The organism is Cyclobacterium sediminis, assembly GCF_054781075.1.
In genome coordinates, this window is record NZ_BAAGVC010000044.1 from 1 (window position 1) to 11,861 (window position 11,861).

Sequence of the window (11,861 nt, forward strand, 5' to 3'; positions counted from 1 at the left end):
ACCCCGAAAAAAGCTTTAAACAGCTAAATTCGGGGTTTTTGTGTTATGTTTTTGTTAATTATTACGCTGGTTATCAGGTAATTAATAAATCAGCAAGAAGCCCTAGTCTGAGAATGGATCCCATTAAATTGTGTAATGTTTCGAAAATAAATTTTGATGAAATCAATAACGCTATATTAGCATCAATAAGGGCCGGTTTAATTTGTGATTTACAATAAAATCTTTTTCAATTCCTCCCAATTATTAACTCTTTCGTGATTTCTTGGGTTGGCATTTTCATTGTGAGGCTGGGTAAATAAATAGGTCTTCCCTTTAAAGTAATCAAGGTTTTTAAAGTGATCATCTATCATGATGTCAGTATCGATAATTTCCTTTGAACCACAGAAAACCATTTGTTGCCAAGTAATAAACGGAAAGTGTTTACTTAACCATAGGTGTTTCTCTCCAAGGCTTAATGGGAATTCTGTGGCAGCAGACACGATAAAAATCTTATAAACCTTAGATAATTCCTCAACCACCTGCTTGGCACCGGAAATTAACGGTGCTGTTTCAAAAAAACCTTTAGCGTTTACGTGTTTTAATAGGTGTGGAAATGCCTCTCCTTCTGTTAAACCTATCATGTTTTTTTGATTCAGGCGCTCTCCGGTTTCTGCAAAATGCATGTCAATAAACTGTGTATAAACATCTGCCAAAACCCCATCCATGTCTATGGCGATTGTTTTCATGAATCTTTTTTGTTTAGCGCATCCACCAATTGACGATTGAGTTTTCTCTCTCTTTCCAAGGTATTTCTTCTGTGTAATTCAAATTCTTCGCGAAGATCCTCTAAGCTTTGTTGGGTTTCAGCAGTTACTTGATGACTTCTTTTAAACCTGAAGTAGGAAACAATTAGTATTAAAATCAGAAGAATAATTATTCCCCATACCAAATTGTTGTAAAAATTCTTGTGTAATAACATACCAAAAATACTGAAGCTGTCCTTTTCTTCCACAGCTCGGTCAAAATCAGCTTTGGTGGTGCTTAGCTTTTGGTTCAAGTCATTTATTTGGGTTTTGTTTTCCTGAAGGGTAGCCTTCAGCTCCTGAATGGTGGATTTATACCCATTTAATGAATCCAAAATATTGGTACGTAATTGTTCTAGTGAACGTAATTTAATGACCTTATACTCTTGATAATTAGTAGAAACCTTTTTAATATATTCAAATTGTTCTTCAATCGTGCCATTCTCTAATTCTGCTGTTGAGGGGGCGGATTGTTCCTGAGCCGATAAGGTAAAGCTTATGGATAAAAATAAGGTGAATAAAAAATGGCGGATCATCATCATAATATTGGTTAATTTATTTATTGTTCTATTCCTAGATTATCAATTTCTGTGCAAAATAAGGAAAATTTAAAAATTATGTCCATTTGCCCCAGGTACATTCTCCATCTATGCTAGTCATGCATAAATAGAATATCAAGAATGTTAATTTCAAATAATTTTTTCGCTTTAAATTTCCCCTAAAAAAGCTGGGAGCTGGTTTATATTTATTGATTAAGCCTCATTTAAGGCTTTTAAAATACGTTCACAAGCAGTATGAATTTCTTCCCTACTTATGGTAAGTGGTGGAGCTATTCTCATGGCATTATCACAATATAAAAACCAATCTGTAATTACACCATCTTCAATGCAACGGTCAATGATAGGTTTCAATGTATCAAATGAATCAAAAGCCACTGCCATCAACAGCCCTTTGTTTCTAATCTCTTTAATCTTGGGATGTTTTAACAAGCTTTTAAATAGTTCAGCTTTTTCTTCAACTGTATCTATTAACTTTTCTTCTAAAATCACCTCTATGGTGGCCAAGGAAGCAGCTGCACTTACCGGATGACCGCCAAAAGTGGTTATATGGCCCAATAAGGGATTATCTTTAAATACCTCCATGATCTCCTTGGAGGCAATAAATGCCCCAATGGGCATTCCCCCGCCCATACCTTTGGCACAAACCACTATATCCGGAATGATTCCGAAATGTTCAAAGGCCCAAAATTTTCCTGTCCTTCCAAATCCTGCTTGAACTTCATCCAAGATTAAGAGAGTGCCGGTTTGGTCACATCTTTCCCTTAGGGCTTTAAAATATTGCTTGTCAGCCACACGTATTCCCGCTTCACCTTGAATGGTTTCTAGGATTATAGCCGAGGTTGCTGTGCTAATGTGATTGAGTTGTTCCTTGTCTCCGTATTGGATATTTCTCACTCCCGGTAATAAGGGCCTATAGGCTCTTTTAAATATTTCATTTCCTCCAACTGAAAGTGCACCATGGGAAGAACCGTGGTAGGCGTCTATGCATGAAATTATTTCTCTGCGGTTATTGTATCTTTTGGCAAGTTTGAGCGCCCCTTCAATGGCTTCGCTACCACTATTAACCAAGTACACATTGTCAAGGCTTTCCGGTAATGTCTTAACAAGGGCCTGGGCTAAAAGGGATTGCGGTTGTTGTACATATTCTCCATAAACCATTAGGTGCAAGTATTTGTCCAATTGTTTATGAATGGCTTCCAATACTTTAGGGTGGCGGTGACCAATATTGCTAACACCAATGCCTGAAATCAAGTCCATGTATTTTTCACCATTGGGACCAAACATATAAATACCCTCTGCCTTTTCAATTTCGATCAGGAGAGGAAAATCGGTCGTTTGTGCCAAATGAGATAAAAATAACTGTCGGTTGTTCATAATAATAAATACAAATGAAGATGTACTGAGATTAATTACCACTTTTAAGGGCTATCATCAACAAAACAAAAGTAATCATAATATGTCCTGTAATGAAACCTTAATTGATTAAGGTAAATTTAAATGATTTTAATGCGTTGAAATGGTAAGCATTTTAATTGAGGAATTTTACAAAAAGAGAAATTTATGCCGTTTAGTTAAGGTTTATCTGCCACAAATCATTTAATTTGAGAAACACATATTCTTAAACCAAAAATAAACCAATGAAATCAAAATTATTTTCTTTGTTTTTAGCCTTGGGCGTCACTGTTGCTTTTTCTGTTTCAGCTCAAGAAAAAGATATTAAATTGCCACCTCAAGCTACTGAGTTTTACGAGCCGGTTGTACAATCTGTTAAGCCCGGAAAAGAAAATCACCTGCCACCGGCGGATGCTATTGTATTATTTAATGGGAGTAGTTTGGATGCTTGGGTAAGTGAGAGAGATGGGAGTTTCCCCAAATGGGAAGTTAATGACGGAGTTTTCACCGTAGTGGCTAAAACAGGAGGAATTAAAACCAAAGAAACTTTTGGTGATGTTCAAGTGCACCTGGAATGGCGTTCACCCAGTGAAATCAAGGGAGAAGGCCAAGGACGCGGTAATTCAGGATTTTTCTTAATGGGAAAATATGAATTGCAGATTCTAGACTCCTATGAAAGTAAGACCTATTCTAATGGACAGGCAGCAAGTATTTACAAGCAGCATCCTCCTTTAGTTAATGCCATGCGCCCTCCGGGAGAATGGAACACGTATGATGTGATTTTTACCGCTCCGAGATTCGACTCCAAAGGAATGTTGATATCTCCCGCAAGAATTACTGTATTGCACAACGGAATTCTTGTACAAAACAATGTAACACTACATGGGCCTACGCAATATATAGGTATTCCTCATTATGTGGCGCATGAGGAAGAATTGCCTTTTCATATCCAGGACCATGGTAACCCTGTTAGTTTTAGGAATATATGGGCGAGAAAGTTAGATTGATTTACTTTTCTATTAATTAAAATTAACGATGAACTCCAGAAGAAAATTTATTCATAAATCAATCCTTACTTCAGCAGGATTGGCCACATTACCCAACCTATTGTCTGCAACGCATGTAAATGCAAGGTCTAAACGTGTGGGAGCCAATGATCAAATTAATTTTGGTTTAATTGGCTGCAAGGGAATGGGCTGGTCAAATATGCACAGTCACTTAAGGCTTCCGGAAGTCAACTGTGTAGCATTGGCAGATGTGGATCAAAGTGTATTGGACCAACGTACCGAAGATGTTTATAAACTGCGAGGAAAAAGGCCCAAGCAATACAAGGACTACAGGCTGATGCTTGAAGATCCGGATATTGATGCGGTAATCATTGGTACCCCTGATCATTGGCATTGCCTGAATTTGATCGACAGCCTTTCAGCAGGTAAACATGCCTATACAGAAAAGCCTTTGGCCAATTCCATTGAGGAGTGTAACCTGATGGTAAAGGCGGTAGAAAGGTATGGGAAATTGGTGCAAGTAGGGCAATGGCAACGAAGTGGCTCTCAATATTCCCAGGCCATAGATATGGTCAAATCCGGGAAGCTAGGAAATATTAGGTTGGTCAAAACTTGGGCCTACCAAGGATGGATGAACCCCGTTCCAAAATTACCAAATAGCCAGCCTCCAGCAGGTGTAGATTATAAAATGTGGCTTGGTCCTGCTCCGGACAGACCTTTTAACGCCAACAGATTTCATTTTAACTTTCGCTGGTTTTGGGATTATGCGGGAGGATTGATGACAGATTGGGGTGTGCATGAAATTGATATAGCCCTATACGCCATGGGAGTAAGTGCGCCTAAATCAGTAATGGCATCAGGTGGTAAATTAGCCTATCCTGATGATGCCTCCGAAACACCGGACACCCTTCAAACAGTATATGAATACGATGGTTTTAATATGCTATGGGAACATGCTACGGGTATTGATGGCGGAAATTACGGAACCACAGAAGGCATCGCATTTATTGGGAACAATGGAACGCTGGTTGTCAATAGAGGTGGTTGGAAAGTCATTGCTGAAACCGAAAATGTCGATGGCAAGAAAAAGGAGAAAATTGAAGCCTTACAACTTGTCAAGCCGGAATGGAATGCCCAAAGAATGCATTGCAAAAACTTTGTAGAAGCCATGAAAGCCAATGATCCATCTTTGCTTCACTGTGGAATCAAAACCGGATCCGTAGCGGCTATCAATGCCCATATGGGAAATATCGCTTATAAATTAGGCGAGAAGATCTATTGGGATGCAGAGAAAGGTCAGTTTACAAATGGAAAAGCCAATAAGCTAATTAAAGCCAACTACAACAATGGTTGGAAATTACCTAAAGTATAAAAGTAAAAAAGGGATGCCAATTGCATCCCTTTTTTTTCGTCCTTTTAGTTTATTAAGCTTGAGTTTTTCAAAGCAGTTATAGTAGCTTTACTATTATCCAACAAGAAGGATGTAGCATAAGAAAGCCAGTATTTTGGGAGGCTGCTGCATAACACCGCAAAGTTAAACAGGTTTCCAAGCATGGTGCTAATCGGCTGGAAATTGACTGATTTTGAAATGATTTCCTTATAATATTAAATGCTTCTGCCTTATTTAAGTGGGAAGTAGCTATCTGATCTACTTAGTAGTTTTCAAGCATCTTTTTAATATGTGCTTTTGCATTGAACATGTCTTGGAATTCATCTTGGATTATATGCCCCTTGTCAAGAAGATAGGTTACTCTTTTTGGAATGCCGATGATCGGTACCAAGGCATCGTATTTTTTACAGACTTCTCCGGAGACATCAGAAAGCAATTCAAATGGTAATTTATTGGATTTTTTGAAACGAAGATGTGTTTCCATATCATCTCTGCTGATCCCAATTACCGGCAGGTCTAAATCTCTGAATTCTTCAAATTGATCTCTGAATTCACAGGCTTGAGCTGTACATCCTCCGGTAAAATCTTTTGGGTAAAAATAGATTACACATGCTTTACCAAAAAAATCTTTTGAAAGTTTAAAATCTGAACCTGAAGTAGAAGGTAATGTGAAGTCCGGTGCTTTTTGACCTTTTCTTAATCCCATGGTTTTTTTGTTAGTCAAACAAATTTTGATTGAAATAGTTTTCTTTTCCTGCTTTTATCTTTTTTCAGGAACCAATTTATACAAAAAGGCCTTTTATTGAGGGAATTTTAATTCACTATTTAAAGCGTTTATTTTGAGTAATTCAAGTGTAAAGCACATGTTGCTGGCTGTGTGTTTTTTCGCACTAATGAATGTAGTTGTTAAAACATTGCCCCATATTCCGGCCATAGAAATTATCCTTTTTCGATCTGTATTTAGTTTTATTGCCAGTTACCTTATCTTAAAGAAAAAGTCCGTCCCGGTTTTTGGGAATAATAGGAAGCTTTTGGTGATAAGAGGCATCGTTGGCTCAATAGGTCTGATTACATTTTTCTACACCTTGCAGAATATTCCTTTAGCGAGTGCTGTCACCATTCAGTATTTAGGCCCCATATTTACTAGCATTTTAGGAATTTTTATCGTTAAAGAAAAAGTCAAACCCAAGCAGTTTTTGTTTTTTGCCATTGCCTTTTCCGGAGTGATAATGATAGAAGGTTTTGACCCGAGGATAAATGGTTTGTTTTTGGTTATAGGAATTACTTCAGCTTTGTTTTCCGGTTTGGCTTATAATGTGATCAGAAGACTAAAAAATACCGAGCACCCCTTGGTGATTGTGTTTTATTTTCCGCTTGTTACCATTCCAATTGCCGGACTAATAAGCATGCTTTACTGGAAACAACCGGAAGGCTGGGATTGGGCTTTCCTCTTTTTGGTAGGTGTTTTATCTCAGTTAGCACAGTATTTTATGACCATTGCTTATCAAAATGCAAATTTAGCCAAGGTGTCGAACTTAAATTACCTTGGGATAATTTTTGCCCTCGGGTTCGGATATGTTCTCTTTGAAGAAACCTACAACTTGTACACTTATGGAGGGATGTTATTGGTGCTTACCGGTGTGATTCTAAACTTTTTATATGCGAGGAAGCCAGAAGCAAAATAATGGCTTAAAATATGGTTTAAGCCGCTTAAACCTGTAAATTTGAAATTTATAGCCTCACTTTTATGAAAATAACCAAAGACCTTTACCATAGTTCACTGACTTTATTGACTGATTATTACCAATTTACCATGGCCTATGCCTATTGGAAATCAGGAAAAGCAGAGGAGGAAGCTATCTTCAATCTATTTTTCAGGAAAAATCCTTTCCAAAGTGGGTTTACGATAGCTGCCGGATTAGATTATATCATTGATTATTGCCGAAATATGACTTTTGGTGACAATGATCTTGCTTTTTTGGCCGAAATGAAAGATGAAAAAGGGGAAAAGGTTTTTGAAAGTGGTTTTATTGATTATCTAAAAAACATGACCTTTAGCTGTGACATAGATGCAGTAGAAGAAGGTGAAGTTGTCTTCCCTAATATGCCTATGGTAAGGGTAAAGGGTCCACTTATCCAATGTCAGCTTTTAGAAACACCCTTATTGAATATCATTAATTTTCAAACTTTAATCGCTACCAAAGCGGCAAGGATGGTCTTAGCCGCCAATGGAGATCCAGTGATGGAGTTTGGCTTAAGAAGAGCTCAGGGAATAGATGGGGCACTCGCAGCAAGCCGTGCATCTTATATTGGGGGCTGTTCGTCCACCTCAAATGTTATGGCTGCAAAGCTTTTTGGTATTCCTGTGTCGGGTACACATGCCCACAGTTGGATCATGTCATTTGAGAACGAATTAACGGCTTTTGAATCTTATGCAGAGACCTTTCCCGACAATACCATTTTGCTTGTGGATACCTATGACATTGTGCAAGGAGTCAAACATGCAATAGTGGTTGCTGAGCAGCTGAAAAAGAGGGGTAAAGCATTGAAAGGGATTAGGATCGATTCCGGAGATTTGGCTTATTTCAGTAACTTGGCTAGAAAAATGCTAAATGAGGCAGGGTTTCCGGAGGTTAAGATTGTGGCCAGCAATGATTTGGATGAGCACATTATTACCTCCCTGAAAATGCAAGAGGCCTCCATAGATGTATGGGGGGTAGGGACCAAGCTGGTCACTGCCTATGACCAACCTGCTTTAGGGGCTGTGTATAAATTGTCAGCATTAAGAAGTAAGGATGGAGATTGGGTTCCTAAAATAAAATTGTCTCAACAATCCATAAAAATTAATATTCCCGGCCACCATAACGTACTTAGGTATTCTGCAAATGGTAAGGCAATAGCCGACATGATTTATCTGGAAGGTTTGCAACAAGGAGATAAAGTGACGATAATTGATCCCATAGACCCTACCCGAAGAAAGAAAATCTCTGTAGGGAATGCAGAAGCTGAGATTTTGCTTAAACCAATCTTTGTCAATGGAAAGAAAGTATATGAGCGGCCCAGTATTCAGCAGATTCGACAAAGGACACAAGATAGGCTTGCCATCTTTGATAAAACCCATAAGAGGTTGATCAATCCCCATATCTATCCGGTTGGGCTAGAGGCAAGTTTACACGAGTTTAGAACAGCATTGGTACTTAAAGCTAAATCGATGGACAATGGCAATTGATCTCAATAATACCGCCCTTATTATAGTGGACGTACAAAATGACTTTTTGCCGGGTGGAGCACTCGCGGTAAATGATGGGGATAAGGTAGTTCCTGTAATCAATAAGTTACAAGAAAAGTTTGAATTTATCGTGGCCACTCAAGACTGGCACCCCTCAAATCATGGAAGTTTTGCAGCTAACCATGAGGGCAAACAAGTAGGGGATACCGTAATTTTATATGGTCTTGAGCAAATTTTATGGCCTACTCATTGTGTGGAAGGATCTTTTGGTGCAGCTTTTCATCAAGGGCTTGATCATAATAATTGGCGTGAAATTTTTAAGAAGGGAACCAATCCGAAAGTTGATTCCTATAGTGGCTTTTTCGACAACGGCAGGAAAGAACAAACCGGATTGGGAGACTATCTAAAAAGCAAGAAGATTGAAAAGGTATTTGTTACAGGTCTAGCTGCCGATTACTGTGTTAAGTTCACTGTAATGGACGCCTTAGATTTAGGTTTTCAGACCTTTTTGATTATAGATGCCACAAAAGGAGTTAATTTGACTCCCAATGATACTTTGGCTGCTTTTAATGAGATGGAAAAGAAGGGGGCTGTGTTGCTTCAAAGTGACGAGTTGCTTTGAACAAATACTTACAATTCTCAAGTAGAGGTTTGAAGAATTAAGGTGGTTTCAAAAATTGTATGACTTTAAGTTAGGAAATAATAAAAGCCATCAGCGTATTTTGCTGATGGCTTTTTCAATGAAAAAGTTCAAATTTACCTTAGCTGGATAATAGAAGGCTTATTTATAATTATACCTCCGAATCATTGGTCGCATGTAATTTGCCCATTTCTTGGTCAATGGTCCATAAGCCAACGCCTTCTTCGCCAATAATATCAAAGATTTCTAAAGCTCTTCTGGCAACGGTTTCTTCTTCACGTTGTTCTGTTACATACCATTGCATAAAGCTAAAAGTGGCAAAATCCTTAACATTGAAACAATGATCAACAATAGTATTTATGGATTTAGTGACTTCAATTTCATGTTCCAGAATCAATTCAAAGACTTCTCTTAGGGAATTGAAATGTTGTCTGATATCTGTAATCTCAGGTTGAATGGCATGGCCACCGGCTTCATTAATATACCTAAATAATTTCAGCATATGGCCTCTTTCCTCTTCAGCATGGTCATATAGGAATTTAGCAGAATGGGAAAACCCTTGCATTTCTGCCCATGAAGCCATGGAGAGGTAGTAGGCAGAAGATTTGCCTTCCATTTCCACTTGCTTGTTAAGCTTTTCCTCCGTATCCATCAATAAAGACCTTTTTAAGGTCACAATTTCTTTTTCCTTGATATTCATATTTTTCTTTCTTTTTAGTTGAGCAACTATTCTCTTACGATTAATTGATAAGAGAGTTGGCATTTGCCATTTAATTACTGCGGCACTGTTTTATAAGATAAAGATAGTTAAAATCAACTGACGAAATACGGATCTTTGGCTTCAAATAGTAATTTTAAACCATTCTAATTCTAAGGAAGGACCATTACTTGAATTTTGCTGGCAAACTTTTCTGTATGAAAAACCCTATGGGTGGCTTTGACAAAGTCCTCTTCCTCAGCCTCAAAAATATTTTGAACATATTTTTGAGGATTGCGATCAATTAAAGGAAACCAAGTACTCTGGATTTGAATTTGAATTTTATGCCCCTTTTTAAAAGTATGGAAAAGGTCTTGTAACTTGAAATCAACAGCAGTGATTTGATCCGGAATAAAGGGTTTTGGGAACTCAAAACTTTCTCTATACCTTCCTCTGATGACTTCTGAACGAACCATTAGATGGTAGTTGCCCATGTCCACCCCATCTAAAACGTAGGCATGGTTGGGTTGATCTCCGGGAAAAATATCGACGATCTTAACTACCCAGTCTGCGTCCGTTTGAGAAGTGGCAACTTTTAATTTTGCCAAAACTTCCCCGGCAAGCGTCATGTCCTCACTTAATACTTCGCTGGTAAAAGTCAGCACGTCAGGCCTTCTGGCAGCAAATCGCTGGTCGTCTGCCATGTATTTTCTTGGCGTGAAGGTTAGTTTGATGTCTTGACTATAAGGGACAGGATTGGAGGGGTCTGAAATGAAAGTGGTAAATCTATTTCCCTCCGGTGTGGTTTCAGAAAGTTCCCCTTTCTCTTGAAAGTAAAAGCTTTTCCATTGACTTTCCTTTGGAGGCCATTCTTCGAATTTTTCCCATTTATGGCTTCCGGTATCAAACATATATGCTTCAGGAAGAGCTGGTTTACCTATTTCGGGTCCCTTTAGATAATGATTGAAAAAAACACGTTCAATATTTTTTTGGTACCATGTGGAGATAGAATCGCCAAAATAAATATTAGAAATAACCTGAGACCCATTTTCTCTTGACCAGTCTCCATGAGACCAAGGCCCCATCACTAGGGCATTGTAGGTGTCAGGGTTGTTTTTTTCAATGGTTTTGTAAATAGTAAGTGGGCCATAGAGATCTTCTGCATCAAACCAACCTCCAACGGTTAATACTGCAGGCTTCACGTCTTTTAAATGAGGAATTATGCTTCTTTTTTGCCAAAAAGCATTGTAATCAGGGTTGTTTTTTAATTGTTGCCAGAAAAAATTATCCTCACCATACCATTTATTGGCATTTTTTAAAGGTCCCATGTCCATAAAAAATTGGTAACCATCGTTTGTTTCCGGATTCACCATGCCATACCAGGCTTCCTGGGTTGGACCTTCCTTTTGGTAGCCAAAAACTGAAGTGGCCAACCAGTAACTTAAGAAGTAAGCACCGTTGTGATGGAAATCATCAAAATAAAAATCGCCTATGGGGGCTTGAGGTGAAACGGCCTTAAGATTTGGATGGGCAAAGGGTAGGGCGGCTGCACTATAAAAACCAGGATAGCTAATTCCCCAAATGCCTACTTTTCCATTGTGGTTATTGATATTGGCGAGTAGCCATTCTATGGTATCGTATGTGTCTGTGCTTTCGTCTATTTGGTTGGAATTTCTTTCGGATTTGGATAGGGTGGGGCGCATATTGTCGTAGGAGCCTTCCGACATCCAACGGCCTCTCACATCTTGATAAACGAAAATATATCCATCATTCATTAAAAACTGAGAAGGGCCAAGCTTGCTTTTCCTATTTCCAGAACCATAAGGGCCGACGCTATAGGGTGTCCGTTGCATCAATATCGGATAGGGTTCGGATAGGTCTTTGGGACTGTAGACGATGGTGTGTAAGTGAACCCCATCCCGCATAGGGATGTCATATTCTGTTTTATCATAACCATTGATGACTTGTGAGAATCCCGAGTTTGGGTTTAACAATAATAAAGAGAATAAGACCAGAAGTTTGAAGCAGTGTTTCATGACCATATAATTTTGTTAGTGCTTAAGGTATACAATAAAGATATTGTTTTTTACCCTTAATTGCTCTCAAATTGCTTAGCTTTGCTATTAAAATAATTTTTATTTCATTGATTTTGGATAGAATCTTA

Annotated in this window: 12 protein-coding genes; 6 read left to right on the forward strand and 6 right to left on the reverse strand. The window is 38.4% G+C overall.

Annotation, left to right across the window (positions count from 1 at the left end; genetic code table 11):
- On the forward strand, positions 1–218 hold a 218-nt coding region (locus tag ACYVHJ_RS22140; protein ID WP_460519421.1), incomplete at its 5' end, for a hypothetical protein.
- Here the strand turns inward: ACYVHJ_RS22140 and ACYVHJ_RS22145 are convergent.
- The 3 genes from ACYVHJ_RS22145 to ACYVHJ_RS22155 all read right to left on the reverse strand — a co-directional run bounded on the left by ACYVHJ_RS22145 (position 210) and on the right by ACYVHJ_RS22155 (position 2,716).
- Entirely contained in the window at positions 210–725 is a 516-nt protein-coding gene (locus ACYVHJ_RS22145; RefSeq protein ID WP_460519424.1) for a 5' nucleotidase, NT5C type, read from the reverse strand. The two genes, ACYVHJ_RS22140 and ACYVHJ_RS22145, sit on opposite strands and share 9 nt — an antisense overlap.
- Positions 722–1,324: a hypothetical protein gene (locus tag ACYVHJ_RS22150; RefSeq protein ID WP_460519427.1), complete on the reverse strand. Its 603-nt coding sequence runs from the start codon at positions 1,322–1,324 to the stop codon at positions 722–724. The genes ACYVHJ_RS22145 and ACYVHJ_RS22150 overlap by 4 nt, the downstream gene beginning before the upstream one ends.
- A 210-nt stretch (positions 1,325–1,534) precedes the next feature.
- Entirely contained in the window at positions 1,535–2,716 is a 1,182-nt protein-coding gene (locus ACYVHJ_RS22155) for an aspartate aminotransferase family protein (RefSeq protein ID WP_460519430.1), read from the reverse strand.
- A 263-nt stretch (positions 2,717–2,979) separates the two neighbouring features.
- On the opposite strand from ACYVHJ_RS22155, the gene ACYVHJ_RS22160 reads away from it, so the two are divergent.
- Both ACYVHJ_RS22160 and ACYVHJ_RS22165 read left to right on the forward strand, forming a co-directional pair.
- Positions 2,980–3,741, forward strand: a complete 762-nt coding sequence (locus ACYVHJ_RS22160; RefSeq protein ID WP_460519433.1) for a 3-keto-disaccharide hydrolase — start codon at positions 2,980–2,982, stop codon at positions 3,739–3,741.
- Between the two features lie 28 nt (positions 3,742–3,769).
- Positions 3,770–5,113, forward strand: a complete 1,344-nt coding sequence (locus tag ACYVHJ_RS22165) for a Gfo/Idh/MocA family protein (RefSeq protein WP_460519435.1) — start codon at positions 3,770–3,772, stop codon at positions 5,111–5,113.
- 280 nt (positions 5,114–5,393) lie between these two features.
- Here ACYVHJ_RS22165 and ACYVHJ_RS22170 read toward each other — a convergent pair whose 3' ends face one another.
- On the reverse strand, positions 5,394–5,837 hold the full coding sequence (locus ACYVHJ_RS22170) for a peroxiredoxin (protein ID WP_460519437.1): 444 nt from the start codon (positions 5,835–5,837) through the stop codon (positions 5,394–5,396).
- Between the two features lie 157 nt (positions 5,838–5,994).
- On the opposite strand from ACYVHJ_RS22170, the gene ACYVHJ_RS22175 reads away from it, so the two are divergent.
- The 3 genes from ACYVHJ_RS22175 (at position 5,995) to pncA (ending at position 8,982) form a co-directional block, all read left to right on the forward strand.
- Positions 5,995–6,816 (forward strand): DMT family transporter, encoded by an 822-nt coding sequence (locus ACYVHJ_RS22175; RefSeq protein WP_460520377.1) that lies wholly within the window; start codon positions 5,995–5,997, stop codon positions 6,814–6,816.
- Positions 6,817–6,878: 62 nt separating this feature from the next.
- A complete protein-coding gene (locus ACYVHJ_RS22180; protein WP_339903314.1) occupies positions 6,879–8,360 on the forward strand; it encodes a nicotinate phosphoribosyltransferase in 1,482 nt (493 codons plus the stop codon).
- Positions 8,350–8,982, forward strand: coding sequence for a cysteine hydrolase family protein (gene pncA, locus ACYVHJ_RS22185; protein WP_460519440.1), 633 nt, complete (start codon positions 8,350–8,352; stop codon positions 8,980–8,982). Before ACYVHJ_RS22180 ends, pncA begins: the two co-directional genes overlap by 11 nt.
- 169 nt (positions 8,983–9,151) lie before the next feature.
- Here the strand turns inward: pncA and ACYVHJ_RS22190 are convergent, their stop codons facing one another.
- Together ACYVHJ_RS22190 and ACYVHJ_RS22195 are read right to left on the reverse strand one after the other, a co-directional pair.
- Entirely contained in the window at positions 9,152–9,700 is a 549-nt protein-coding gene (locus tag ACYVHJ_RS22190; RefSeq protein ID WP_339903316.1) for a ferritin, read from the reverse strand.
- A 170-nt stretch (positions 9,701–9,870) separates the two neighbouring features.
- Entirely contained in the window at positions 9,871–11,733 is a 1,863-nt protein-coding gene (locus tag ACYVHJ_RS22195) for a CocE/NonD family hydrolase (protein ID WP_460519442.1), read from the reverse strand.
- Positions 11,734–11,861 lie beyond the last annotated feature (128 nt).